This window comes from Variovorax sp. 10N412, assembly GCF_056394985.1.
In genome coordinates this window covers 206243-232110 of record NZ_JBFTIO010000004.1, presented here as the reverse complement: position 1 = coordinate 232110, position 25868 = coordinate 206243, and the positions used below count along the sequence as shown (strand labels likewise).

Below are 25868 nucleotides of genomic sequence, written 5' to 3'. Positions count from 1 at the left end.
GGCTTTTCTTCAGACGGTGGCGGACATGCGGTCCGGTGCGGCATCAGTGGGGTCGGTGGGGTCGGCGGGGCCGTCGTCCTCGATCTCTTCGATCAGCCGCGTCTCGACCAGCAAGGCCAGGTCGGCGACGGTGGGCGCCTTGAAAAACGCGGCGGGGTGCAGTTCGATCTCGTAGGTCTTGCGCACGCGCGCCAGGATCTGGATGGCCAGCAGCGAGTCGCCGCCCAGCTCGAACAGGTTGTCGTGCACGCCGACGGCGGCAATGCCCAGCATGTCCTGCCACACGTCGGCCAGCCCGGCTTCCAGCTCGCCTTCGGGGGCGACGTAAGCCGTGGCCAGCGCGGGGCGCGGGTGGTTGCGGCGCGATTCGCGCGACAGGCGCGTGGCGTGGGCGAGCGGGCCGTTCTCGATCAGTTCGAGCATGCCGCTGTCGAGCTCGCCCAGGCGCTGCGCGAGGTCGGTCGTCGAGATCAGCACCTGTGCGTGCGCCGGTCCGTTGACGATGCGTTCCAGCGCCAGCGCGCCCTCGGGGCCGCTCATGCCCACGCCCTCGGGCAGCACCATGCCCGCGGCCATGCCCAGGTCGCGCCAGGCGTCCCAGTTGACCGAGATGACGGGGTAGCCGGCACCGCGTCTTGCCTGTGCGGCCAGTGCGTCGAGGTAGGCGTTGGCCGCGGCGTAGTCGCTCTTGCCAAGGCCACCGGCCATGCTGGAGATGGACGAACACAAGAGCACGAAATCGGGTGCGTCGTCGCGCACGGCCGCCAGCAGCGCCTGCGTGCCGCGCAGCTTGGGCGCGAACACGGCGTCGACCAGGGCGCGCGTGCGCTGGCCGATCATGCCGCTGCTGGCATGGCCCGCCGCGTGAATCACGCCGTGGATGGCGCCGAAGCGCGCGCGGGCTTGCGCGGTGGCGGCCTGCATCTGCGCGGCATCGGCCACGTCGGCGCAGAGCGCGAGCACTTCGCCGCCCAGCGCTTCGAGCTCGATCAGCTGCAGCAGCTTCTGGCGCAAGGCCGCGGGCTGCTCGGGCGCGGCGGCCATCGCCTCCCACGCGCCGCGCTCGGGCAGCGGCGTGCGACCGAGCAGCACCAGCTTCGCCTGCCACGCCTGCGCCAGGTGGCGCGCCACCGACAGGCCCACGCCGCCGAGGCCGCCGGTGACCAGGTACACGCCCTGCGTGCGAAAGCGCTGGTGCGGTCCTTCGCCGCGCGCCGGCAGGGCCAGCGGCTCGTAGGCCTTCACCCAGCGGTGCGGCCCGCGGTACGCCACCAGCGGCTCGCTGCCGCGGGGTGGCGGGTCGGCCGCCAGTTGCCGCACCAGCCACGCCTCGGCGTCGCCGCCGGCCGCGGGCAGCACCACGTCGACGACGCGGCAGTCGATGTGCGGGTACTCCTGCCCGATCACCTTGGCCAGGCTGAACAGCGTGGCTTTCTCGGGGCACAGGGACTCCAGGCCCGTGACGTCTTCCATCTGGTTGGCAACGACCTGCAGGGCCAGCGCGCGCTCGCTGCCGGCCGTGGTGCCGTCCAGCGCCTGCGCCAGGGCCAGCAGGCTGAAGAAGCCGCGCTCCAGCACGTCGGCGGACTGCGCAGGCGGCGCCAGTTCGTCGTCCACGCCCCACAGATGAAAGACCCTGGAGACGGGGCCCAGCTCGGCCTGCACCGTGCGCAGCACCTGCGCATGGTCGGCGCGCTCGCCGGGGCGCACGGCGTAGTGGCGCGGGCTGATCTCGACGAAGGCCGGGCCCTGCTCCACCCACACCACGGGGTGCGCGTCGGCGCCCTGGTGCAGATGGGAAATCAGCCGGTCGGCGAGGCTGCGCGTTTCGCCGAAGACCAGCGTGCAGGTGCCTGCGGGCGCCGGGCCGCGCTGCGCGCGCTGCGGCTCGGTGCGCGTCCAGGTCGGCACGTAGAAGGCGTTGGCCGCCGTGCCTTGGGTCAATGGCGCGGCGCGCTCGAAGCGGCCCGCCTCCACCCAGTACGACTGCCGCTGGAACGGGTAGCTCGGCAACGGCACCTGCCGGCGCGGCTGGCCCGCGCGGCAGGCGGCCCAGTCGATGTCGACGCCGGCGCACCAGAGCGCGCCGGTCACGCTGGCCAGTTGCCGCGCATTGCGCGCCTGCTGCTGCGGATGCGCCTGGCTCGCCCAGATGCCCGCGGCCGACGCGGCCAGCGGATGCTGGCGCGCCAGGCCGGCCAGCGTTTCGCCGGGGCCGACCTCGAGCAGCACGCGCCCGGCCGTGCCGAGCAGCGCGGACAGCCCATCGGCGAAGCGCACCGTGCTGCGCAGGTGCCGGCCCCAGTACACCGGGTCCACCGCCTGCGCCGCCGTGATCGGCAGGCCCGTGACATTGGAGATGAACGCAATGCGCGGCGCATGGCGCGCAACCGACGCCACCACCTGCTGCAGTTCGGCCACGATCGATTCGGTCATGGCGGAGTGCGACGCGATGGCGACGTGCAGGCGGCGCGGCATGAGGCCGCGCGCGAACAGCTGCTGCTCGGCCGCCTCGATGGCCTGCAGCGGGCCTGCGAGCACGCACAGCTGTTCGCCGTTGATGGCGGCGATGTCGCAGCCGGCGGCCAGGAAAGGCGCGAGCCCGGCTTCGGTCAGCGCGATGGCCGTCATGGCGCCGGCGGGCATCGACTGCATGAGGCGGCCACGCGCGGTGACGATGCGCAGCGCGTCCTCCAGGCTGAACACGCCGGCCAGGCAGGCGGCCACGTACTCGCCGAGGCTGTGGCCCAGCATGACGGCGGGCTGCACGCCGCGCGCCATCCACGCACGGGCCATCGCGTGCTCGACGATGAAGAGTGCGGGCTGGGTGTACTCGATGCACGAGAGCTTCTGGTCGGCCGCGGCTTCCGCGCCGGCCGCGGGGTAGATCAGCTGGCGCAGGTCCATGCCCACCGTGTCGTTCAGCAGCGCGCAGCAGCGGTCGACCTCGCCGCGGAACACCGGGTCGTCGCGGTACAGCGCGGCGCCCATGTTCGCGTGCTGCGTGCCGCCGCCGGGAAACAGGAAGGCGACCTCGGGGGCGGCGGCCGGCGCGCGCAGCACCTGCTCGAAGCCGCTCTCGGGCGAGCGCAGCGCCTGCGCGGCCAGCCCATGGCTGTCGGCGACCACCGCGGCGCGCAACGGCATCGGGCGGCGGCCGCTTTGCAGCGTGTGCGCGATGTCGGCCAGCGGCTGGTCGGCCGAGGCTTCGAGGTGGCGGCCCAGTTGCTGCCCGGCCTCCTGCAGCGCGGCGGCATTGCGCGCCGACAGCGGCAGCACCTGCCAGCCGGACGGCTGCGCTGCGGCGGGCCTGGCGGCCGGCGCCTCTTCGAGCACCACATGCACATTCGTGCCGCCGATGCCGAACGAGCTGACACCGGCGCGGCGCGGCGTGGCACCGGCGGGCCAGGGCTTCGTCGTGGCGTTGACGTAGAACGGGCTGCCTGCGAAATCGATCTGCGGGTTGGGCCGCTCGAAATGCAGGCTGGCCGGCAGCGTGCGGTGCTTCAGCGCCATCACCGTCTTGATGAGCCCGGCGACGCCGGCCGCCGCGTCGAGGTGGCCGATGTTGGTCTTCACCGAGCCGACGGCGCAGTAGCCGGTGCGGCCGGAGCCGGCCTGGAAGGCCTGCGTGAGCGCGGCCAGCTCGATGGGATCGCCCAGCACCGTGCCCGTGCCGTGCGCCTCGATGTAGCCGACGGACTCGGCGCCCACACCGGCAATCAGCTGGGCCGCGCGAATCACCTCGGCCTGCCCGTTCACGCTGGGCGCGGTGAAGCCGATCTTGTCGGCGCCGTCGTTGTTGGCGGCGCTGCCCTTGATGACGGCGTGGATGGTGTCGCCGTCGCGCAGCGCGTCGTCCAGCCGCTTGAGCACCACCAGGCCGGCGCCGCTGCCGATGACCGTGCCCGCGGCCTTCTCGTCGAAGGCGCGGCAGTGGCCGTCGGGCGAAAGGATGGCGCCCTGCTGATGCAGGTAGCCGCCGTCCTGCAGCAGGTTGAGCCACACGCCGCCGGCCAGCGCCATGTCGCAGTCGTAGCCCAGCAGCGCCTGGCAGGCGGTGTGCACCGCGGCGAGCGAGGTCGAGCAGGCGGTCTGCACCGTGACGGCCGGGCCGCGCAGGTTCAGCTTGTAGGCCACGCGCGTGCACAGCGAGCCGCCGGAGTTGCCGCTCATGAGGCCCAGCAGGTCGGCAATGCCGCGCCCCTCGCCCAGGCCGAAGGCGGGCAGCAGGTGGCGCATGAGGTACAGGTTGGGGCCCTCGCCCGCGTACACGCCGACCTTGCCCGGCCACGTGTGCGCGTCGCAGCCCGCGTGCTCCAGCGCGGCCCAGGCGCACTCCAGGAAGATGCGCTGCTGCGGGTCGAGGTACTCGGCCTCGCGCGGCGAATAGCCGAAGAAGCCGGCGTCGAACTGGTCGAATCCCTTGAACTGCGTGCCGGCCTTCACGTACGCGGGGTCGTCGAGCAGTTCCTGCGACACGCCCTGCGCGCGCAGTTGCGCGTCGGTGAAGCCCGCCACGGACTCCACGCCGTCGCGGACGTTGCGCCACAGCGCGTCGACGTCGTCGGCGCCGGGGAAGCGGCCGGCCATGCCGACGATGGCGATCTCGATGCCGGTGGCGGCGCTGGTGGAGGACGGTTCCGTGGGGGCGTCGAGGGTGTGCATCAGTTGACTCTTTCCGCGGCTTTGCGGCGTTGAAGCAAGGCGGCGCGCTGGCGCAGCGCGCGGTCGTCACCGGCCGCGGTCGACACGGCGGGCGCGGCGGCGCCACGCGCCATCCACTGGGCGAGCGAACCGACCGTGGGGTACTTGAAAAGCTGCACCAGCGGCAGCGTGGTGCGCAGCCTGTCTTCCAGCAGGCGGTGCACGCGGACCACCAGCAGCGAGTGCCCGCCGAGGTCGAAGAAGTTGTCGTGGATGCCGACCTTGTCCATCTGCAGGACCTCGGCCCAGATGGCGGCGACGGTTTCCGCGATGTGGCCCTGGGGGGCTGCGTAGGGTTTGTCGCTGGTGACGGTGACGGCGGGGAGCGCCTTGCGGTCTACCTTGCCGTTGGCGTTGAGCGGGAGTGCGTCCAGCACCATGATCACACTGGGGACCATGTAGTCGGGCAATGCTTCTCCGAGGCGCTCGCGCAGCGTCGCAGTGTCGATGGCTTGCCCTGAGACGTAGGCCACGAGCCTTGCGCCGGATGGGCCTTCGCTCGCTACGACGACTGCTTCACGCACTTCCGGTTGCGCCTGCAGTTGCGCTTCGATCTCGCCCAGCTCGATGCGGAAGCCCCGCACCTTCACCTGGTGGTCGATGCGGCCCAGGTACTCCAGCTGGCCTTCGTTGTTCCAGCGCACGAGGTCGCCCGTTCGGTACAGCCTGTTTCCGCTTTCCGTTGCAATGAACCGCTCGGCAGTCAGGCCTGCCCGCTTCAGGTAGCCCCGTGCGAGGTTGATGCCGCCCAAATACAGCTCGCCAGCCACGCCTGCCGGTACTTCGTTCAAGCTCGCGTCGAGGACATGCGCTTGTGTGTCGCTGATCGGCCGGCCGATCGGCACCTGGGTGCTGCCGTCATCTCGGCAAGTCCACTGCGTCACGTGGATCGTGGTTTCCGTCGGACCGTACAGGTTCTGCAAGGTCGCGCCGCTCAGACGTTGAAGCGCCTCCTTCTGCGTGGCTGCAGGCATCGCCTCCCCGCCGCAGATGATGTGCTTGAGCCTGGTCGTGGCCTCGATGCCCTCGTAGGCCAGGAAGGCTTGCAGCATCGAGGGCACGAAGTTCAGCGTCGTGATCTGGCGCTTCCGGATCAGTTCGACCAGGCGCGCCGGGTCGCGGTGATCGCCGGGGTTGGCAATGACCAGCCTTGCACCGGAGGTCAACGGCCAGAACATCTCCCACACCGACACGTCGAAGCCGAACGGGGCCTTGTGCAGAACCGTGTCGGTGCCTGCCAGCGTATAGAACTCCTGCATCCAGGCCATGCAGCTGAAGAGCGCCTGATGGCGGATGGCCGCGCCCTTGGGACGGCCTGTGGAGCCTGACGTGTAGATGACGTAGGCGAGGTGTTCGCCGTGCAGGTTGACTTCGGGGTCCGAGTCGGGCTCGGACGACGCATCGAGCGTGTCGAGCTCCAGCACTTCAAGCGCTTCGACGCCGGGAATCAGCGAACGCAAGCTGCTCTGGGTCAGCAGCAACGCAATGCCGCTGTCTTCGACCATGTAGGAGAGGCGGTCCGCCGGGTAGTCAGGGTCAAGGGGTACGTACGCACCACCCGCCTTCAACACCGCAAGGATGCCCACCATCATCTCGGTGGAGCGCTCCACGCAGAGGCCGACCAGCACGTCCGGAACCACGCCCAAGGCGATCAGGCGATGCGCAAGACGGTTCGCCCGCGCATTGAGCTGCGAATAACTCAGCGCCTCGTCGCCGAAGACCAGCGCAGGCGCCAATGGCTTCGACTTCGCATGCGCCTCGATCTGCCGGTGCACGGGCTGCGCGCCCTCATGGCAGCGATGGTTCTCGCTCCAGAGCGCAAGCTGCTCACGCTCTTCAGCCCCCATCAACACCACGTCGCCGACCGCCAGTTCCGGCTGAGCAGCCAACGCCTCCAGCACCGCCAGGTAGTGCCACGCCATCCGCTCGATCGTCTCCCTGTCGAACAACTCGGCCGCATAGACGAAGCCCAGCGTCAACTGCCCACCCGGCGTCTCGCGCGCTTCGAGCACCAGCTCGAACTGCGCCTCGCCATCGGGCACTGCGTGACGCGCCACCTCGAGCCCCGGCAGTTGCGCCAGCGCCCGGTAGTCCTCGACCAGGTGGTTGAACATCACCTGGAACAGCGGGCTCTGGCCCAGGCTGCGCTGCGGCTGCAGGGCCTCGACCAGTTGTTCGAACGGCAGGTCCTGGTGCGTCTGCGCACCGAGCACGGCTTCCCTGGCCTGCTTCACGACGTCCGACAGGCGCATGCGCGCGCCGACCCGGTTGCGCAGCACCAGCGTGTTGACGAAGAAACCGATGACGCTTTCGGCCTCGACACGGCCGCGGTTCGCCACCGGTGCGCCGACGCGAATGTCTTCCTGCCCCGTGCAGCGGTGCAGCAGCGCCTGGAAGCCGGCCAGCAGCACCATGAAGAGCGTCGCACCCTCGCTCGCGGCCGACCGGCGCAAACCGTTCAGCAAGGCCGCGGGCACCTCGACGCTGTGCCGCGCCGCGCGGTGGCCGATGCGCGCGGTGCGCGGGTGGTCGGTCGCCAACGCCAGCACGGGATGGTCTTCACCGAGTTGCGTGCGCCACCACGCCAGCTGCCGCTCGCCCTCGCCGCCGGCCAGCCAGGCGCGTTGCCATGCCGCGTGGTCGACATACTGGATGCGCGCGCCCGCATGGCGCTGCATGTCGCCCCGCAGCCGCGCGGCGTAGCCGGCCGCAAGTTCGTCGAGCAGCAGCTGCATCGACGCGCTGTCCGACACGATGTGGTGCATCACCACCACCAGCAGGTGCACGGTATCCGCAAGGCGCAGCAGCGCCACGCGCACGAGCGGCCCCTGCGTGAGGTCGAAGGGTGTGGCGTGCAGGCGCTGCACTTCTTCGTCGGCGCGGGCTTCGCGCTCTTCGGGCGCGAGGTGGCGCAGGTCGACGAGGTTCAGCAGCGGCGCCCACGACGGGCTGACCAGCTGCCCGGGCGTGCCGTCGGCGCCGGCCAGGAACACCGTGCGCAGCGACTCGTGGCGCGCGGCCAGGTCTTCGAAGGCCGCATGCATCGCGGCGGCATCGAGGGCACCCGACAGGCGCAGCGCGCCGCTCATGTGGTACGCCGTGCTGTGCGGCGCGAGCTTCCACAGGAACCACTGGCGCGCCTGTGCGTGCGACAGCGGCAGGGGCCGCAGCCGCTGCTCGGCCGACAGCGGCTCGATGGGCGCCACCGCGAGCACCTGGCGCGAATGGTCCTTGCGGCTGCGCACGATGTCGGCGCAAGCGCTCAGCCGGGGCTGCTCGAAGAGGTCGCGCAGGTCGAACGCGATGTTCCAGCGCCGCGCGATGCGCACACACGCCTGAACGCCGGCCAGCGAATTCCCCCCCGAGGTGAAGAAGTGCGCGTCGGGCAGCAGCGCACGTTCTTCGGGCCACTTGAGCACTTGCTTCCAGATGCCGGCGACCGATTGCCCGACCTCGTCGAGCACCGGCGCTTCCGACGGGCCCGAAGCGCTGCCCCCGAGCGTGAAGCTGCCCTGCTCGTGGATCGCGTAGGCGTCCAGGCTGCGCGCCGCGAGGCCCGCGCGGCAGGCCTGGCGCTGCAGCTTGCCACTGGAGGTCTTGGGCAGCGCGCCCGGGTTCAGCAGCACGATGGCGGCCGGCGCTTCGCCGAACACCTCGCTCACAGCCGCGCCCAGCGCATCGACGAGCATGTGCGGCGGCACCAGCTTCTGCATGCTGCGCGACACCTCGGCCGCCACGCCGATGCCTTCGCCCTGCAAACCCGCCACCGCGAACGCGGCCACGCGGCCCTTGCGCACGGCTTCCACCTCGGCCTCGACGGTGCGCTCGATGTCCTGCGGATATATGTTGTGGCCGCGCACGATGATCAGGTCCTTGATGCGGCCCGTCACATAGAGCTGCCCCGCATGCTGGAAGCCCAGGTCGCCGGTGCGCAGCCAGCGGCGGCCTTCATGCGCGACGAAGGTCTGCTGCGTTTCCTCGGGCTTGCCCCAGTAGCCGGCGCAGATGCTCGGTCCGCCGGCCCAGATTTCGCCGACACCGCCGTCGTCCAGCGCGGCGAGCGAAGCGGGGTCGGTGATGCGCACCGCGTGCCCGGCGGGCACCGTGCCGCAGCCCACCAGTGGCGTGCCGTCCGTGCTTTCCACACCCTGCCCCCTGGCCAGCGCATCGGCGGAGAAAGCAGGCGCGACCAGCCCGCCGCCGCGCCGCCCGCCGGTGACGAACAGCGTCGCCTCGGCCAGGCCGTAGCAGGGGTACACGGCGCCGGGATCGAAACCCGCGGGCGCGAAGCGTTCGATGAATTCGGCTTCGGTGTCCGCGCGCACGGGCTCGGCGCCGGTGTAGGCCACGCGCCACGACGACAGGTCGAGCCCCGCGAGCCGCGCGCCCTTCACGCGCTCCAGGCACAGTCGATAGGCGAAGTCGGGGCCGCCGGACAGCGTGGCGCGGTGGCGCGAGATGAGCTCGAGCCAGCGCACCGGGCTTTCGAGGAAGTAGCGCGGCGAGGCGAGCACCAGCGCAATGCCGCTGTACAGCGGCTGCAGCAGGCCGCCGATCAGGCCCATGTCGTGGTACAGCGGCGCCCACGAGACGAACTTGTCGCCGGGCCCGATGCCCATGCCGTCGCGGATGGCGCGCTGGTTGGCCATGAGGTTGCCGTGCGTCACGATCACACCCTTGGGCGCGGAGGTCGAGCCCGAGGTGTACTGCAGGAACGCCGGGTCGTCGTTCGCGGGCGAGAACGGCGTCCATGACGCGGCCAGCGCGATGTCCACCGTGTCGACCGCGACCATCGACGCCTGCGCGAACGACGCCGAAGCGTCCGCCATCGAGGCGAGCATCGACGCGGAGGTGAGCACGCAGCGGGCCTGCGAATCGAGCGCAATGCCTGCCAGGCGCGCCAGGTGCTGGGGCCGCATGGATTCGGGCGGAAACACGGGCACCGCGATCACGCCGGCATGGAAGCACGCGAGCATGCTCACGGCGTAGTGGTCGTCGTTGTCGAGCATGACGAGCGCGCGCTCGCCCTTGGCGAACTGCTGCTGCAGGCGGGCCGCCAGCGCGCGCACGCGCGCAGAGAACGCGGCGTACGTCACCTGCTTCTCCACGCAGGCGCCGTCGGCTTCGCCCGCCACCGTGAGCCAGACTTCGTCAGGCCGGGCCTGCGCCAGCGCCTGCAGGTGCGCCACGAAGTTCGCGGACGCCGGATGCCCGTCGTTCGGTGTTGTTGTCGGCGTGCGTGCCATCTCGCTCACTCCATGTCCATTGAAAAAAGCAAACGTCGCAACCGGCGCAGCGCCGGCCGCTTTCGCTCATCCGGGTGCCCTGGCACGCCATGCCAATGCGGCGGCATAGCCGTCGGGGGCCGGCAACGCCATGGCGCTGAAGGCGGCCCACCCGGGCACGTCAGACGCGACGGCCAGGCCACCGTCCGCCTGCGGATGAATGCCCACGCACAGCAGGTGCTCGGGCACGCCCACACCCACGGCCTTCAACAGGGCTTCCTTGCCGACCCAGCGCAGGTACAGCGCACGAAGCGGGTCTTGCGCGTCGCGCACTTCGCGCGACTCCTGCGCGGTGAAAGCCATTTCGAGAATGGCCTCGGTGTCGACGTCGTCGCGGCAGTGCTCGATGTCGATGCCCACCTCGGCCACCTCGCGCCCGTCGGCCACGACGATCAGCGCGTGGCCGCCCGAATGGGACACGTTGAACAGCGGCATCTCGCCGGCCGCATCGACGAAGGGCTTGCCGTGCACGCCGGGCGACAGCGGCACCTCGGCGGCGCCGCAACCGATGCAGCGCGCCAGCAGCCGGCGGGCGGCGGCGCGGGTGGCGGCGAAGCGCACGCGGTCGGCGCGCCGAACGAAACGGCAGGCGCGTTCGCGCTCGGCCAGCGTCAGCACAGCCCATTCGTCGCAGTCGTCGCGCGTCAGGTCGAAATCCAGGCGATGCACCTCCATGCCCCTCGGCAAGGCGTCATGCCAGGGCATGAGGCGCATGCCGCCCTCCAGCCACGGCCTGCGCCTGCGCCTGGGCTTGAACCTGGGCCAGGCCCCGCGTCAGGGCGTCGAGGAACGCCGTTTCATGCTGGCGCAGGAAGAAGTGGCCGCCGTCGAACCAGTCGAGCGTGAACGCGCCGGCCGCATGCGCCGACCAGGCCTCGATGCGCTGCGCGTCGATGTCGTCCTGGCGGCCCGCGAAGACGTGCAGGGGCATCGGCAAGGGCGCTTCGGCCGTGTAGCTGAAGCTCTCGCAGACGCGGTAGTCGGCGCCCAGCGTGTCGAGGGTCATGCGCATCAGCTCGGGACTGGCAAACACCTCTTCGGGCGTGCCGCCCTGCTTGCGCAGGTCGGCGGTGAGCGCGGTGTCGTCGTGCGTGTCGGGCAGCCGGGCGGGGTCGCGCTGCGACGGCGCCGGACTGCCCGAGGCGAGCAGCGCGCGCGGCAACGGCCGGCCCAGCGCGCGCAACCGCTGGGCGACGCCATAGGCCAGCAAGGCGCCCATGCTGTGGCCGAAAAGCACGAAGCCGCGCTGCATGGCCCGCGCCTGCTCGACGCAGATGCGTTCGACCTGCGCATCGAAGTTCTCGACGAAGGGCTCGCCCATGCGCGCGCCGCGGCCCGGCAACTCGACGGGCACGACCTCGATCCAGCGCGGCAGCAGGCGCCGCCAGCGCAGGTACATGGACGCGCTGGCGCCCGCGCACGGCAGGCACAGCAGCGAGACGCTTGCCGGCATGGCCATCAGTGCGCGGCGGTGGTTGCGAAGGGCGCGGCTTCCTGCGCCGCCATCCAGTCGCGCAGCGACTTGGGGCGCATGTCGGTCCAGTTCTTTTCCACGTAGTCGAGCGCGGTCTTCTTGTCGCCCTTGACGCCGTCGACGGCCTTCCAGCCGCTGGGCACGGCCTTCCAGTGGGGCCAGATGGAGTACTGGTCTTCGTGGTTGACCAGAACGATGAAGGTTTCGTCTTCGCGGTCGAAGCAGCTGGTAGACATGGTGCGTGGCCTTGTGCGGTGGATCGGGGAAGCGCTCGCGCCACGGGCCGGCGGCCGGTGGCAGCGTTTGCTGCGCTCCTGATCAACATGACGGTCCGCACCCGAATCTGTTCACCGCCGCGATGCGCACCGAAGGCGGTGCGCGCGACGATCAGTCGTCGTCGCCGGGCGCGGGGTCGCCCTGGGTCTTGCGGCTTTGCTTCCAGGCCTCGACGTCGACGCGTGGGCACCAGGCCCGCGAGCAGCAGGAGGCGCGCGGCCTTGTCGCAGGCCTTGCGATGGGCGGGGTCGGCAAGACACCCGAAGGCCGGGCCGGCGTCGGCCGGGGAATTCGCGTCAGTCCTCGATCAGGTGGTGCATGGCGCCGATGGCCTCGTCGGCCTCGGCGATCAGGCGGTTCACCAGGCCGAGCGCACAGCCGAGCTGGACCGCAATGTCGCGCTGCGTGAGGCCCTCGAGCCGATAGAGCTGGAAGGCCACCCGCGTTCGTGCCGGAAGCTGCGACAGCACATGGTCGATGAGCCCTACGAGCTGGCGGTCGCGCATCAGGCGGTCCGGCGAGGCCGGGCCGGGCACGTCCAGCGTCTCGATGTCGACGTCGAAGGTGCGGTAGGTGGCTTCCAGCGACTGGCGGCGGCAATGGTCGAGCGCCAGGTTGCGCACCACCTGGCAGCAATAGCCCATGGGCTTGTCGACCTTGCGGTCGCAGGCGCCGTCGGCAATTCGCAGGTAGGCGTCCTGCACGACGTCGTCGGCCAGGTCGGTGGTGCGCACGATCCTGCGGGCAACGTGCAGCAGCTGCGCGCGGTTGGCGACGAAGACATCTCCCAGCGATGACTCGGACGAAAGTGACAGCATCTTTGAACAACTCCAGATGAGGGGATCGGGCGTCGAATGTGGAAACGGCGTGCGCGAGGCACGCCGCCGGAGATGCAGCCCGTCCTGCTCCGGTGCACAGGCCGCATGAAGTAAATAAGAATCATTACTATTTGAAAAAGGAATGACACCTCGGATTTGCGATGTCTCCCTACTTCCATAGACGTTTCGCCGGGCCAAACAGAGACACCCACCGGCGCCGCCCCGCCCGCTTGCCGCGCCCCTCTAGAATCTTGCCCCTTTGCCTGCTGCGCGCCCCGCCCCCTCATGAACATCGTCGTCAACGAAGAACTCAAAGCCTATATCGACCCCCTGACGCCGGAGGAATACGAATCGCTGGAACGCAGCATCCTGGCCGAAGGCTGCCGCGACGCGCTGGTGCTGTGGGGCGACGTGCTGGTGGACGGCCACAACCGCTACGGCATCTGCCAGAAGCACGGCCTGCCGTTCCAGACGGTGCAGAACACGCGCTTCAAGTCGATCGACGACGTGCACCTGTGGATGATCGACCAGCACCTGGGCCGGCGCAGCATCTCGGACTTCCTGCGCGGCGTGCTCGCGCTGCGAAAGAAGGACATCGTCGACCAGCAACGCGCTCGCACCATGGCCGAGCCGGTTGTTGCCAGCGACCCGAACGACCCGCCGTTCGACGTGGATCCGCCCGCCGACGACGCCGCCCCTGCAATGCCCCCGCAAGCCCCGCTGAGCAGCCGCGAAGCCATTGCGCGCGCCGCACGCCTGAGCAGCAACCAGGTCGGCATGATCGAAAAGATCCAGAAGCAGGCCGCGCCAGAGCTCGTGGCGGCGGTGAAGTCGGGCGTGATTTCGATCAACACCGCGGCCGCGGTGGCCTCGTTGCCGGCCGACGAGCAGGTGTCGGCCGCGAACGCCGGCAAGGACGAGCTGAAGCAGGCCGCCAAGCGCGTGCGCGATTCGAAGAAGAAGCCGCGCGAAGAGTCGACCGAAGCAGGCTCCGGCGAAGCGCAGGCCAAGCCCGACACCGTCCAGGCGCTCGAGCAGCGCGTGGCCGAACTCACGGCCGAAAACGCGAGCCTGCGCGCAAAAGTGGCCGAGCTGCAAGCGCAACTCGGCCACTGAAAACGCCTTGCCCGCGCCGCGGCACGGGCAGGTGTTTGCCTCTTAAAGCTGGATTTCGCTGATCTTCGCGCCCGACAGCGACACGCCGGCCTCCAGGCCCACGTTGGTCATCACGAAGCCCACCACCGGCTGGCGCAGCGTGTTGGTGTCAATGCTGCCGTTGGCGCCGAGGGTGGCGAGCGCCACCGTGGCGTCGGCGCCGGCCGTCCAGCCCTTGCTGTTGCGGAACTTGTCCAGCGCCGCTTGCGTGGTGAACAGGTAGACCACCGCCTTCGACTGCGCGCCGGCCTGGAAGCCCACCGATCCTGCGGTGGTGCTGTAGTAGGACTGCGTGCGCCCGTTCACGCGCAAGGCACCGCGGCCGTATTCCGCGCCCACGCCCAGGCTGCCGCCGACCACGGCCGGAAACACCAGCACGCCGCTCGAACGGGCAACCAGCTCGCGCGAACCCTTCACGGACTCGTAGAGCTTCGACAGGGTGGCATCGGTCTGGGCGTCGATCGAGGCGCGGGACGACACGCTGCTGGACTGGTCGCCCGGGCGCGTGGTGGTGCAACCCACGAAGGCCAGGCTACAAGCGACCATGGCGGAAGAAAGCGCAAACGTGCGGAAGTTGATGGTTTTCATGGCGAAATCCTTTGCAGAAAACGTGAATTGACGAGGAAATATTTGTCGTTGTCTGCCTTCTTCGGCAGATGCATTCCATCGTAATTCCGCGCAAACAGGGTATTCCGAGCTTTGGGTGTCGGCCTACGCGAAGTGGCGGTGTTGGCGAAAACGCCCTCATGCCCGCGTTGCCGCAGCGCAAAATTCGTCTGTAATCTAGTGTTTTTAATTGAAACAGCTGTTATATTTTTAAGTTACAAACGGTAATAAATCCTTAGTTCTCACTTGATTTGCGCCCTGCGCCGACAGGTGAAAAATTCCAGCCACGGGAGCCTCAAGTTGCAATCACGACGGCATTTGCGCCTCCACTGCCTGCCTCGGGTTTCACGCGGCACCGCTTGCCGCAGGCCGCCGCACTAGGCATGAGCACCGCCGCCCACTCCGTCGTCAAGGGCCAGCGCGCCCTGCTGAGCTTCAGCGTCGAGGGGCTGCCGCCCCGCGAAGAGCTGCTGTTCAAGTCGCTCGTTCGCCTGCTGGACCACCGAACCCACCAGCACTGGGCCTGGCGAGCCGACCAGGCCGATCTCCGGGTCGTCGGCCAGGACGCCCCTACTGACCCCAACGCCCCGCCCCACGCCGTGCCCGTGCTGGCCGTCGGCCAAGCCGATGCGCCGCGCGGCGGGCATTTCCTGGCGCTGCCGCTGCATGCCGAAGCGCTGGAAAGAACGCTCAACCAACTGGGTGCGATGGTCGTTCACGCCCGCGAACTCGGTCTGGCAGCAGCCGATGCGGCGCCGGCGGACGACGAGGAATTCCGCCTGCTGCGCTGGCCGCCGGTCGCCCTGCTTGAAACGCCGCACCGCATTCGCCTGGCCACGCTCATGACCGGACGGCCGACGTCGCTCGGCGTGCTGCGCCAGCGCTCGGGCCTTGCGGCGCAAGACTGCCTCGCGTTCATCGCCGACCTGCGCCGCAGCGGCCTGCTCGCGAACGTCAGCGAGGTTGCCCAGGTTTCACAGGCGGCACAGGTTGCCCAGCACCCCTCCGATGCCCCACGGCCCGCGGCCGCGGGGCCCGCCACGCCGCTGGCGCGTGCCCCCGTGCAACCCGGCCTGCTGGCCCGCATCCGCAGCCGGCTCGGCCTGCTGCCGGCAGGGCACCCATGACTGTCGAACACAAGATCCTCTTCACCGGCACCATGGGCGCCGGCAAGACCACCGCCATCGGCGCGGTGAGCGAGATCCCGCCGGTGAGCACCGACGTGCGCAACAGCGACACCTCGGTCGCCAAGGCCACCACCACCGTCGGGCTCGACTACGGCGAACTCACGCTCGACAACGGCGAGAAGCTGCGCCTGTACGGCACCCCCGGGCAGATGCGCTTCGACTTCATGTGGCGCATCCTGGCGCGCGGCGCGCTCGGCGTGGTGGTGCTGATCGACAACAGCCGCCCCGACCCGCTGGCCGACCTGGACGTGTACCTCGACGGCTTTGCCGAACTCATCGCGCAGACCGCCTGCGTGGTGGCGGTAGGGCGAATGGAGGCGCACCCGCAGCCGGACATCGACGCCTATGCCCGGCGCATGCAGGCCAGGGGCGTGCTGTGCCCGGTGCTCGCGGCCAACGTGACCGACCCGCGGCAAGTCGTCCAGTTGCTGGAACTGCTCCTGCTCCAGCTCGAGGCCTGAACCCCTCCCCTTCATTCCAGGGCAGCCATGAACATTTCTCCCCGCATCAAGCTCGCCGCCGAAGCCGCCATCGCCACGCTCATGCGCGAGATCAAGGGCGTGAAGGCGGTGGTCATCTCGACCGAGGACGGCCTGGAGCTGGCCGCGCGCGTGGAGAACACGGCACAGGTTTCGCGGCTCTCGGCCATTGCCAGCTCGCTTGCCGCCCTGGGCGCGGTTGCCGGCGAGGAAAGCGGCCTGGGCCAGTGCGACAACGTGAGCATCGAGGCCGCGCACGGCCACATCCTGATGCTGCAGGCGCGCCACCCCGAGGTGACGCTGATCGTGAGCGTGGTCGCCGGCAAGGAAGCCATCATCGGCCAGGTCCTCTACTTCGCGAAGCAGGCCACGCTGTCGCTGCAGCAGGCCTGAGGCGGCGCATGGCCGTCACCTGACCGGCATCGGTTCGACACCGGCAGCCGCCCACCCTTCGCCCGGGTGGCTGCCGACTTTCAGGGGCGAGGGACTACGAAAGGTTTCGATGGCAAACATCAAGCAATCCATGGACGACCTGATGACCTGCGACGGCGCCATGTGCGCCGCGCTGGTCGACTCGGGCAGCGGCATGATCCTGGGGCAGATCGGGTCTGGCGTGGACCTCGAAGTGGCGGCCGCAGGCAACACCGAGGTGGTTCGCGCCAAGCTGCGCACCATGCGCGACCTGGGTCTGAACGACGTGATCGAAGACCTCCTCATCACGCTGGGCAAGCAGTACCACATCATCCGCCCGATGCAGAAGAAGGAAGGCCTGTTCGTCTACCTCGTGCTGGACAAGGCCAAGTCGAACCTGGCCATGGCGCGCCGCAAGACGCTGGACGTCGAGCAGAACCTGGCGGTCTGAGCCGCCCCGCCGCACTCCGCGTCAGCGGCGGCTCAGACCTGGCCGCCGCGCGGCTGCATCAGCGTGTTCGACGGCAGCGTCTCGTCGAGCAGCTTGCGCGCCGTCTCGATGCCCGCCACCGGCAGCAACTTGGCATCGAGCAGCCCCACCTGCACCAGCACGCTGGCCTGGTCCCAGTAGATGTGCTCGTGGTAGAGCTTGTCGCCGCGGAACTTGATGACCGCCAGCAGCGGCACTTCCACGCGCTTGCCGGTGGGTGCCACGCCCGGCAGCATCCACGGGATCTCGGTGGTGTGGGTGAAGGAGAACAGCATCTCGTCGACCACCTGCGTGGCGCCCACCGTGCGCGAGATCGGCACCAGCGCGGTGTCGGGCGGGTTGCTGTTGACGAAGTGGTTCGTATAGAACGCGTGCAGGTCCTTGTAGCCCACGCCGCCGGTCATGGTGGGGATGTGGTTGACGTAGGGCTCGGCCACCATGGTGCCCATGGTGTCGTCGACGTTGCGGGTGCCGAACTCGTACTCGCAGTGCTTGTCCCACAGCGCCGACAGGTCGTAGTGCGGGCCGATGGCGCCCTTCAGCGTGGCAATGCTGCGCTCGTGCGCCATCAGTGCCGAGGGCTTGTGAAAGTGCTCGCCGCCGGTGCGCGCGAAGGCATGGTCCATGCCGGGGTACACGTACAGCGACACACCCGGGCGGCCCTTGAGCGTGGCGACGATGCGCTCGCGTGCTTCGGGTGGGCAGAACTTGTCGAGCTCGGCGACGTGCAGCGTCAGCGGGCACTTGATCTTGTCGGCCTCGTCCAGCGCGGCGTCGATGCCCACGCCGTAGTAGCCGACCGCGGCGTCCGCGCCGGTGCGGCAGGCGGCCAGGTAGGCCAGCTTGCCGCCAAGGCAGAAGCCGAGCACGCCGACCTTGTTTTCAGGCACTTCGGCGCGGGCGCGCAGCGTGTCGATGGCGCTCTGCATGTCCTGCATGCCCTTGGCTTCGTCGAAGCCGCCGTAGAGCGCGAAGGCGCGCTGCCAGTCGGCTTCGCTGTAGCCGAGCTCCACGCCGGGCTCCTGGCGCCAGAACAGGTCGGGCACCAGCACCACGTAGCCCTCCTCGGCGTAGTAGTCGGCCACCTCGCGCATGGTGTGGTTCACGCCGAAGATTTCCTGCGCGATCACCAGGCCCGGGCCGCTGCCCGCGCGGGGCAAGGCCAGGTAGCCGCTGAAGCTGCCGCTGCCGTCCGCGGCCTCGATGCGGATGCGCTGTCCGTGGGCCGTTGTCTGTTCCTGCATGGGGTGTTCTCCGATCGATGGATTGAAAGGGCTCGTCAGCGTTCTCACTGGGCGCATTCCGGATGCCGGGTCGTCACCTGGTAGCAGCCCGAGTGAAACACCAGCGGCTCGCCGTCGAAGCGATCGTAGCGCTCGACCTCTCCGATGAAGATCAGGTGGTCGCCGCCGTCGTACTGCTTCACGTTGCGGCACACGAATCGCGCGATAGCCCCGTTCAGCAGCGGCACGCCGGCCGTGCCGTCGCAGCAGTCCACACCGTCGAACTTGTCGGGCCGCGGCGTGGAGAACTGGCGCGACAGGTGGTGCTGGTGCGCCGCCAGCACGTTGATCGCGAAGTGGCTCGCACCGGTGAAGTCTGCCACGCTGGGCGCGTGGCGCGCAAGGCTCCACAGCACCAGCGGCGGCTCCAGCGAGACCGACGAGAACGAGTTGGCCGTCATGCCCACGCGCCGGCCGTCGCTCGCGCGCGTGGTGACGACCGTGACGCCGGTGCTGAACCGGCCCAGCGCCTTGCGGAAGTCCTGCCGGTCGAAGCGCTCGGGCGCTGCGATGGTGCTTGCGCGCGTCATGCAGCCTCGGCCCAGGTCTCGATGTAGCGGTCGGCCTCGACGGGGTCGGCGAACCAAGGGAAGAAGGTGCGCGGATCGTCGAAGCCGTTGGCAATGGCGCTGGCCAGCGGCGGCACCGCGCCCGCCGTGCCCAGCAGCTTGAGCACGTGGTCCGGCGGCGGCATGAGCAGCATGTTGGTCCACTGCGTGACCCATTGCGAATAGCCGAACCAGTAGCGGTCGAAGGTCTGCTGCATCCATGCGGCGTCGCCCTGGCCATCGCCGCGCGCGACGATGCTCTTGAGGTACACGTCAGCGCACTTGGCCGCGTTGTTCGAGCCCTGGCCGGTGATGGGGTCGTTGAGCACCACCACGTCGGCCAGCCCCAGCACCTTGCGGCCCGAGGGCAGCGTGGCCACGGGCTTGCGCACCGTGGGCGCGAAGCGGCCCGAGAGGATGCCGTTGTCGTCGGTGAGTTCGATGTCGCGGCAGCGCTCGGCCTCCCACGGAACGAAGGTGTCGAGCACCCACTTGCTGCGCGCCAGGTGCTCCTGCGGTGTCTTCACGTCGGCCCAGCAGTCCATGGGGCCGCCGGGCACGCCTTCGAACACCATGATCTCGCACGGGCCGGAGGTGGTCAGCGCGGGAAAGACGAAGTACTCGCCCACGCCCGGAATCAGGTTGAAGCTCACGCGCGAGAAGGGCTCGGCGGGCTTCATGCCCTTCACGTAGGTGAGCGCGAGCGCGCGCTGCGGCGCGTCGAAGCGCGACTTGTGCGCGTCGCGTGCGAACAGCTTGGAAATCTCTCCCTTGCCGCTCGCCACCAGCGTGAGGTCGTGGCTGAGCGTGCAGGCCTCCAGCTCGTCGATGCCCGCGTCCTTGAACACCAGCTCGCCGCCCTTGCGCTGGAACTCGGCCATCCACGCCGGGATCTTCACGCGCTGGTCGACCGATTGCGCGCTCGAATGCAGCCGCGCGGCCCAGTCGATGGCCTTGGCGCCCCTCTGCTCGGGGTGCGGCACGGCCAGGCCGATGCCGTCCACCGTGGGGCATTCATTGGCCCAGTGGTCCAGCCCCAGGTCGCGCTCGATCTGCAGCGAGGTGTGGAACATGCACTGGCTCGACATCACCTTGCCGCGGCGGATGTCTTCTCCCGTGCGATTGCTGAACATCGTGACCTCGTAGCCCGCGCCCAGCAGCCCGAGTCCCAGTTGCAGGCCCGACTGGCCCGCGCCGACGATAGCGATACGTTTCATTGCCTTGGCTCCTTGATCAGTCCATCAATTGGGGAATGGCCGGGACGGCCTGCTCGGGGCCCATGGCGGAGTAGCCGCCGTCCACCGCGTAGTCCGCGCCGGTCACGAAGCTCGCGTGCTCCGAGCACAGGAACAGCACCACCTGCGCCACCTCGTCGGGGTCGCCGACGCGCCCGAGCAGGTGGAAGGGCGCAGCCACGCGGTCGGTCTTGGCGCGGTCGCCGCCGCTCAACTTGTCCATCACGGCGGACCACGTCCAGCCCGGCGACACGCTGTTCACGCGGATGCGGTCGGCCGCCAGGTCCATCGCCATGTTGCGCGTGAGCTGCGCCATGGCGGCCTTGCTGACCGGGTACAGCCAGCGCCCCGTCTGCGCCACGCGCGACGAGATGCTCGTGAAATTGACCACCGCACCGCCGCCGGCGGCCACCATGTGCGGATGCACCGCCTGCAGCATGGCCACGGCGCTCGCGACATTCACGTTGAACGAGGTGAGCCAGTCGGCGCGCGGCGACTTGAAGCCGTCGTCCACGTACGAGCAGGCAAGGTTCACCAGGAAGTGCACGCCGCCATGGTGTTGCACCGCCTGCGCCACGCAGGCCTCGACCTGCGTGTCGTCGGTGATGTCGGTGCGTACGAAGCGCACGCCGGCGCCAAGGGCATCGGCCAGCGGCTGTCCGTTGGCTTCGTCGATGTCGGCAACGACGACCTTCACGCCGGCAGCGTGCAAGGCCCGCACCACGCCGGTGCCTATCAATGTGGCGCCGCCCGTGACGATGGCGCTCCTGCCTTCGAGTCCCTTGAACATGAGCTTGGCTCTCCTGGGTAGTGAACAGTGGGCTGCAGGCCGGGGCGGCCTGTGGGACGTACGTTAGGCGCGCAGGGGCGGTTGTCGCATCCCGCAAGCGCAGGCGATGTCCCTGGCGCGCAGGTTTCTGCCGAGGGGCGATCCGAATTGTGGGCAGGGATGGTTTTTGCTACGGTGACCCCAACCCACAGTCCCCCATGGAAACCGCCGCCATCACCCCAGGGCTGCCCCTGCAGCGCTATCGCCTGTTCGAGAGCCACGACATGGACGAGGCGCGCGAGAGCGTGGCGCGGGTGTTTTGCCCGCACGGCCTGACCATGCTGCAGCCCCGCACCGAACTCGATGCCTGCCACCACAGCGCGCAGCTGCACCGCGACGTGAGCCTCAACTACGTGCAGTACGGCCCCGGCGTGCAGATCGACCCGGGCTACCTGCAGGACTTCTTCCTGCTGCAGATTCCGTTGCGCGGCGGCGCCAGCATCCGCTGCGGCGGCCAGCAGATCGACGCCACGCCCAGCCTGGCCTCGCTGCCCTCGCCCACCGAGCCGCTGTCGATGCGCTGGGCCGACGACAGCCCGCACCTCATCGTGCGGCTCGCACGCGCGGCGCTGCTGTCGCGGCTGGAGTCGCTGCTGCAGGCGCCGGTGAAGCAGGCGCTGGTGTTCGAGCTGGGCGTGCCGCTCGACAACCCCGCGCTCGCCCCGCTGGTGCATTTCATCGACTACCTGCGGCTCACGCTGGACGCCGGCAATGCGCTGCACGCCGGCGGCCGCCTCGCCGAGCATGCCGAGGAGTACCTCATGTCGAGCCTGCTGATGTCGGCGGGCCACAACCATTCGCGTGCGCTGGCGGGCGACACGCAGCGCCAGCTGCTGCCGCGCGTGGTGCGCAAGGCGCAGGAGTACATGGCAGCGCACGCCGAGCAGCCGCTGTCGCTGGCCGACGTCTGCGGCGAGATCGGGTGCAGTGCGCGCGCGCTGCAGCTCGCGTTTCGCCAGCACGCGGGCCAGGGGCCGATGGAGTTCCTGCGCGAACTGCGGCTCGACCGCGTGCGCGAAGAACTGAAGGCCTCGGCGCGCCTGCCAGGCACGGGGGTTCGCGAAGTGGCGCAGAAATACGGCTTTCTGCACCTGGGGCACTTCGCGGCGCAATACCGCGCACGCTTCGGCGAACGGCCTTCGGAGACGCGCGAGCGGCTGGTTCCGGGCCACTGACCCGCCGCGCGGGGCGAGCGCGCGCCACGCAATGTTGGCGCAATGCCGATTCGTAGCATCGCGCGTCTGGCGCGGGCTGCTTCGCATGGCAGCTCGCCACAGGGTTGCCAGCCCGACTTTGCGGACTCCCATGACCTTTACCCCTGCCCCCACGCCACGCCGTTCGGCGTCCGGCGGCTTGCGCCGCATTGAACTCCTCGACGCGCTGCGCGGCTTCGCGCTGCTGGGCGCGTCGATGCTCGCCCTGCACCGCATCCCGCTGTTCGATGCGAAATCGGTGATGCTGCTTGTCGTGCTCTTCGGCGTGGGCCGGGTAGGCGTGTTGCGGGAATCGGTGGAGCACCGGCGCTTCTGGCGCGGGTTGCTGGCCGTGAGCTTCGTCGTGACTGTGCTGCTCGTTCTTCGCCATGCCGGCGCCAGCACCTTGGCAGACCGCCTGCTGCTGCAGGTCGCATCGCTGGCCCAGGGCCTGTTCTGCATCGCTGCGTTCGTGCTGCTGTTCCAGCGCACCGCATGGCGGCGCCAGTTGCGCAAACTCGCGCCGATGGGCCGCATGGCGTTCACCCACTGCCTTGCGCTGGCGCTGATGGGCCTGGTGCTCGTCCCCCGGCTGGGTCTCGACGTGGGAAGCCTCGCGAGCGCGGCCCTCCTCGGCGCAGGCGTCTTCGCGCTGCAGGCGATGGCGAGTTGCTGGTGGATGGCGCGCTTTCGACAGGGCCCGCTCGAGGGGGCATGGCAACGCCTGAGCCTGGCCCGGCTGCAGCCGGTGCAGTGGCTCAGGGCCGTTCGGGGCTCCTGACACCAAGGCCGCCGCGCACGAGGACGGCCGGGCCGCCGCGCAATCGGGCCATGGCCTACACGCAGCGCCGCAGCCCGATGACCCTACGCGCTGGCCCCGGGCGTAAGCTGAGCTACAACCCAATCAGTAACCCCGCAACCCGAACCCGAGGAGCGCACCCATGGCAGCCAACGCGAAAGTCACCGGAGATGTCGAATACAGAGCTGGTGACGGCCCCCTGATCCTCATTCCTCAAGGCCCTATCGAGGTGCAACTTGCACCCGACAGCGCCGTGTTGAGCTGGGGCGACGCCGGCAACATCCAGACGACGGCCATCCCCTTGTCCGAATACCAGCGCTACCTGGGTGAGGGCGTCATCAAGCCCGATTGACGCCGCGCATCGCGTACGCGCCGCGCCCATGAAAAAACGGCCCGAAAGGGCCGTTTTTATTGGGTGCATGCACGGCCACCAAGGCCGCGGCACGTCGCTTACTTCTTCTTGGCAGCGGCCTTCTTGGCGGGCGCTGCTGCCTTCTTGGCAGGCACGGCCTTCTTGGCTGCGGGCTTGGCGGCTGGCTTTGCGACGACGGCCTTGTCAGCCTTGCGCTTGGCAGCCTTCGGATCCACGGCGGCCTTGAAGGCGGCGCCCGGCACGAACTTCGGCACCTTCTGCGCAGCAATCTTGATCTTGGTACCGGCGCTGGGGTTGAAACCCGAGCGTGCGGCACGAGCGACTTGCTTGAAGGTGCCGAAGCCGACGATCTGCACGGGGTCGCCCTTCTTCACTGCGGCAACGATCGAGCCGGTGATGGTCTCGAGGATGCGCGCGGCTTCTGCCTTGCTGACGTTGTGGGCGGTTGCGATTTTTTCGACGAGTTCGATGCGGTTCAACTGAGTTCCTAATAGGTTTAATTTCGCCATGTTGCCTATGGCGGCGCAGCACGAATACAAGCTGCAAGCGGGGCGGAGTTTATTCGACTGCGAGAAGGCCTATGTAACGCGGCCACTTAAAGTGGTATCGATGAAGCATTGAACAGGGGGTTCGTGAGCGTTTTGAACACATGGCAAGGAGGGAAAACTCCTCTGCATCCAGGGTCCGTTGCGCTCGGATTGCCTCGTCGTCAGTACGCCAAGGTCAACGCCATCAGCATCGAGTTAAGGCGTCGACCAAAGTAGGCAAGCGAATCGCAGAACGCGCTCGCCTCATCCAACAGACGGCCGCGTTAATGCTGCTGCTTGCAGGCATGGCGAACAAAGAAAAATCTGGGGGATGCGTGGCCGATCGGCGTGACAGCCAACAGCCGATTCCGAAAAGACAAAAGGGTTAGCAGACGAATCTGCTAACCCTTGTCGGAACTGGCGGAGTGGACGGGACTCGAACCCGCGACCCCCGGCGTGACAGGCCGGTATTCTAACCAACTGAACTACCACTCCTGGTAGACAACTTTCACTCGTTTTACCGAGCCAAGTGTTGCCACTTGTGCCTGAGTCACTTGCGTGAAACTGGCGACCCTACGGGGATTCGAACCCCGGTAGCCACCGTGAAAGGGTGGTGTCCTAGGCCTCTAGACGATAGGGTCAAAACCTTAGGAACCGTGCTGAGATCAGCACTTATCTTCTTCTCGACACTTTATGGTGGAGGTAAACGGGATCGAACCGATGACCTCTTGCATGCCATGCAAGCGCTCTCCCAGCTGAGCTATACCCCCTGTGGGTGTCGAGCCTCGAATTATAGCCCGTTTATCAGGCCTTTTTCAATCTTTCGATAACTTTTTCTTTCGAAAAAATCTCGAGGACTGCATCGAGGGACGGTGTCTGCGATGTTCCCATCACAAGCACACGTACTGGCATCGCAAGCATCGGCATTTTCATGCTGTGCGCTGCGAGCACTTCCTTGATCATAACTGCGATTGAGGCCTTATCCCAGGTCGCCGTCATCAATTTTTCTGCCAATGTTGCAATCGCGGGCTTAACGGCCTCGGTGATGTGCTGTGCGCGGTCGGCTTCGGACACCGTGACGTCGGCGTAGAACGCAGCCGCCCAGTCCGCGAGAGCCACGGTCGTGTCGCAACGATCCTTGAAGAGCGTGCAGATCGCAGGCAAGCGCTCATCGGCCACGATGCCGCGCTTTTGCAACTGCGCCGCAACCAGCGGCGCGAGTTCATCGCCGTTCTTCGCCTTGATGTACTGCGCATTGACCCACGCCAGCTTTGCCGCATCCCACTGCGCAGGGCTCTTCGAGAGGTGCGTGCCGTCGAACCAGCTCACCATCTGATCGCGTGTGAAGAGCTCGTCGTCGCCATGGCTCCAGCCCAGGCGCGCGAGGTAGTTCAGCATCGCTTCGGGCAGGTAGCCGTTCTCTTCGTAGGCAGTGACGCTCACTGCGCCGCGGCGCTTGGACAGCTTCTGCCCGTCGTCGCCAAGGATCACCGGCACATGGCCAAACTCGGGCAACGGCGCACCGAGCGCGCGGAAGATGTTGATCTGCCAGGGCGTGTTGTTGATGTGCTCGTCGCCGCGGAACACGTGCGTGATGTTCATGTCCCAGTCGTCGACCACCACGGCAAAGTTGTACGTCGGCACACCGTCGGGCCGCAGGATGATCAGGTCGTCGATCTCGCGGTTGTTGATGGTGATCTCGCCCTTGACGAGGTCGTTCCACGTCACGTCGCCTTCGGGCGGATTGCAGAAGCGCACCACCGGCGGCACGCCTTCAGGCACGGGTGGCAGCACCTTGCCCGGCTCGGGACGCCAGCGGCGGTCGTACAGCGTCTTCTCGCCGCGCTCGCGTTGCGCTTCGCGCATGGCGTCGAGCTCTGCGGGCGTGCAGTAGCAGTGGTAGGCCGTGCCTGCGGCGAGCATCTGGGCGATGACTTCGCGGTAGCGCTCCAGGCGCTGCATCTGGTAGATCGGGCCTTCGTCGTAGTCCAGGCCGAGCCAGTGCATCGACGCCAGGATCTGGTCGGTCGAGTCCTGCGTGGAGCGGGCCACGTCGGTGTCTTCGATGCGCAGCACGAATTCGCCGCCATGGTGGCGTGCATAGGCCCACGAATAAAGCGCGGTGCGGGCCGTGCCCAGGTGGAGGAAACCGGTGGGTGACGGTGCGATGCGGGTTCTAACTTTGCCGGTCAT

General features: G+C 68.5%; 21 protein-coding genes and 3 tRNA genes. 8 read left to right on the top strand and 16 right to left on the bottom strand.

The window, feature by feature from the left end; all coding sequences use genetic code 11:
• Window positions 1-9: 9 nt before the first annotated feature.
• The 6 genes from AC1DJH_RS13120 to AC1DJH_RS13095 all read right to left on the bottom strand — a co-directional run bounded on the left by AC1DJH_RS13120 (window position 10) and on the right by AC1DJH_RS13095 (window position 12560).
• Window positions 10-4668 (bottom strand): type I polyketide synthase, encoded by a 4659-nt coding sequence (locus tag AC1DJH_RS13120; protein ID WP_478185977.1) that lies wholly within the window; start codon window positions 4666-4668, stop codon window positions 10-12.
• The gene (locus AC1DJH_RS13115; RefSeq protein WP_478185976.1) at window positions 4668-9953 is read right to left on the bottom strand and encodes an amino acid adenylation domain-containing protein; all 5286 of its coding nucleotides are present in this window, start codon (window positions 9951-9953) and stop codon (window positions 4668-4670) included. The genes AC1DJH_RS13120 and AC1DJH_RS13115 overlap by 1 nt, the downstream gene beginning before the upstream one ends.
• Before the next feature lie 66 nt (window positions 9954-10019).
• Window positions 10020-10706 carry a 4'-phosphopantetheinyl transferase family protein gene (locus AC1DJH_RS13110; RefSeq protein ID WP_478185975.1) on the bottom strand — a complete coding sequence of 229 codons (687 nt, stop codon included), beginning with the start codon at window positions 10704-10706 and terminating at the stop codon, window positions 10020-10022.
• The gene (locus AC1DJH_RS13105) at window positions 10684-11445 is read right to left on the bottom strand and encodes a thioesterase II family protein (RefSeq protein ID WP_478186101.1); all 762 of its coding nucleotides are present in this window, start codon (window positions 11443-11445) and stop codon (window positions 10684-10686) included. The genes AC1DJH_RS13110 and AC1DJH_RS13105 overlap by 23 nt, the downstream gene beginning before the upstream one ends.
• A gap of 5 nt (window positions 11446-11450) precedes the next feature.
• On the bottom strand, window positions 11451-11702 hold the full coding sequence (locus AC1DJH_RS13100; protein ID WP_478185974.1) for an MbtH family protein: 252 nt from the start codon (window positions 11700-11702) through the stop codon (window positions 11451-11453).
• Between the two features lie 336 nt (window positions 11703-12038).
• Window positions 12039-12560 (bottom strand): sigma-70 family RNA polymerase sigma factor, encoded by a 522-nt coding sequence (locus tag AC1DJH_RS13095; protein WP_478185973.1) that lies wholly within the window; start codon window positions 12558-12560, stop codon window positions 12039-12041.
• Between the two features lie 285 nt (window positions 12561-12845).
• Between AC1DJH_RS13095 and AC1DJH_RS13090 the strand changes: the two genes are divergently transcribed.
• The gene (locus AC1DJH_RS13090; RefSeq protein WP_478185972.1) at window positions 12846-13676 is read left to right on the top strand and encodes a ParB N-terminal domain-containing protein; all 831 of its coding nucleotides are present in this window, start codon (window positions 12846-12848) and stop codon (window positions 13674-13676) included.
• 42 nt (window positions 13677-13718) lie between these two features.
• Here AC1DJH_RS13090 and AC1DJH_RS13085 read toward each other — a convergent pair whose 3' ends face one another.
• The gene (locus tag AC1DJH_RS13085; protein WP_472118888.1) at window positions 13719-14303 is read right to left on the bottom strand and encodes a BPSL1445 family SYLF domain-containing lipoprotein; all 585 of its coding nucleotides are present in this window, start codon (window positions 14301-14303) and stop codon (window positions 13719-13721) included.
• 401 nt (window positions 14304-14704) lie between these two features.
• On the opposite strand from AC1DJH_RS13085, the gene AC1DJH_RS13080 reads away from it, so the two are divergent.
• The 4 genes from AC1DJH_RS13080 (at window position 14705) to AC1DJH_RS13065 (ending at window position 16849) form a co-directional block, all read left to right on the top strand.
• Window positions 14705-15448 (top strand): hypothetical protein, encoded by a 744-nt coding sequence (locus tag AC1DJH_RS13080; RefSeq protein ID WP_478185971.1) that lies wholly within the window; start codon window positions 14705-14707, stop codon window positions 15446-15448.
• Window positions 15445-15969, top strand: coding sequence for a GTP-binding protein (locus AC1DJH_RS13075; protein WP_435436338.1), 525 nt, complete (start codon window positions 15445-15447; stop codon window positions 15967-15969). The genes AC1DJH_RS13080 and AC1DJH_RS13075 overlap by 4 nt, the downstream gene beginning before the upstream one ends.
• A 27-nt stretch (window positions 15970-15996) precedes the next feature.
• Window positions 15997-16380, top strand: a complete 384-nt coding sequence (locus tag AC1DJH_RS13070; RefSeq protein WP_478185970.1) for a roadblock/LC7 domain-containing protein — start codon at window positions 15997-15999, stop codon at window positions 16378-16380.
• Window positions 16381-16489: 109 nt separating this feature from the next.
• On the top strand, window positions 16490-16849 hold the full coding sequence (locus AC1DJH_RS13065; protein WP_435436336.1) for a hypothetical protein: 360 nt from the start codon (window positions 16490-16492) through the stop codon (window positions 16847-16849).
• Between the two features lie 32 nt (window positions 16850-16881).
• Here AC1DJH_RS13065 and AC1DJH_RS13060 read toward each other — a convergent pair whose 3' ends face one another.
• From AC1DJH_RS13060 to AC1DJH_RS13045, 4 genes are read right to left on the bottom strand one after another with little or no spacing between them, the layout of a single operon-like run.
• A complete protein-coding gene (locus AC1DJH_RS13060; RefSeq protein ID WP_478185969.1) occupies window positions 16882-18132 on the bottom strand; it encodes a dienelactone hydrolase family protein in 1251 nt (416 codons plus the stop codon).
• Between the two features lie 44 nt (window positions 18133-18176).
• On the bottom strand, window positions 18177-18701 hold the full coding sequence (locus tag AC1DJH_RS13055) for a flavin reductase family protein (RefSeq protein ID WP_478185968.1): 525 nt from the start codon (window positions 18699-18701) through the stop codon (window positions 18177-18179).
• On the bottom strand, window positions 18698-19936 hold the full coding sequence (locus AC1DJH_RS13050; protein WP_478185967.1) for a styrene monooxygenase/indole monooxygenase family protein: 1239 nt from the start codon (window positions 19934-19936) through the stop codon (window positions 18698-18700). Before AC1DJH_RS13050 ends, AC1DJH_RS13055 begins: the two co-directional genes overlap by 4 nt.
• A 16-nt stretch (window positions 19937-19952) precedes the next feature.
• The gene (locus AC1DJH_RS13045) at window positions 19953-20744 is read right to left on the bottom strand and encodes an SDR family oxidoreductase (protein WP_478185966.1); all 792 of its coding nucleotides are present in this window, start codon (window positions 20742-20744) and stop codon (window positions 19953-19955) included.
• Between the two features lie 197 nt (window positions 20745-20941).
• Here AC1DJH_RS13045 and AC1DJH_RS13040 point away from each other — a divergent pair, with 197 nt between their 5' ends.
• The 3 genes from AC1DJH_RS13040 (at window position 20942) to AC1DJH_RS13030 (ending at window position 23127) form a co-directional block, all read left to right on the top strand.
• On the top strand, window positions 20942-21958 hold the full coding sequence (locus AC1DJH_RS13040) for an AraC family transcriptional regulator (protein ID WP_478185965.1): 1017 nt from the start codon (window positions 20942-20944) through the stop codon (window positions 21956-21958).
• A gap of 130 nt (window positions 21959-22088) precedes the next feature.
• The gene (locus AC1DJH_RS13035; protein WP_478185964.1) at window positions 22089-22757 is read left to right on the top strand and encodes a DUF418 domain-containing protein; all 669 of its coding nucleotides are present in this window, start codon (window positions 22089-22091) and stop codon (window positions 22755-22757) included.
• 160 nt (window positions 22758-22917) lie between these two features.
• Entirely contained in the window at window positions 22918-23127 is a 210-nt protein-coding gene (locus AC1DJH_RS13030; protein ID WP_435484533.1) for a hypothetical protein, read from the top strand.
• 98 nt (window positions 23128-23225) lie between these two features.
• Here the strand turns inward: AC1DJH_RS13030 and AC1DJH_RS13025 are convergent, their stop codons facing one another.
• The 5 genes from AC1DJH_RS13025 to gltX form a co-directional block, all read right to left on the bottom strand.
• Window positions 23226-23627, bottom strand: a complete 402-nt coding sequence (locus tag AC1DJH_RS13025; RefSeq protein WP_435436694.1) for an HU family DNA-binding protein — start codon at window positions 23625-23627, stop codon at window positions 23226-23228.
• 466 nt (window positions 23628-24093) lie between these two features.
• Window positions 24094-24170 (bottom strand) — tRNA-Asp (locus AC1DJH_RS13020).
• A gap of 70 nt (window positions 24171-24240) precedes the next feature.
• Window positions 24241-24316, bottom strand: a tRNA-Glu gene (locus AC1DJH_RS13015).
• 53 nt (window positions 24317-24369) lie between these two features.
• Window positions 24370-24445: transfer RNA gene (locus AC1DJH_RS13010), tRNA-Ala, on the bottom strand.
• A 34-nt stretch (window positions 24446-24479) separates the two neighbouring features.
• The gene (gltX, locus tag AC1DJH_RS13005; RefSeq protein ID WP_472118861.1) at window positions 24480-25868 is read right to left on the bottom strand and encodes a glutamate--tRNA ligase; all 1389 of its coding nucleotides are present in this window, start codon (window positions 25866-25868) and stop codon (window positions 24480-24482) included.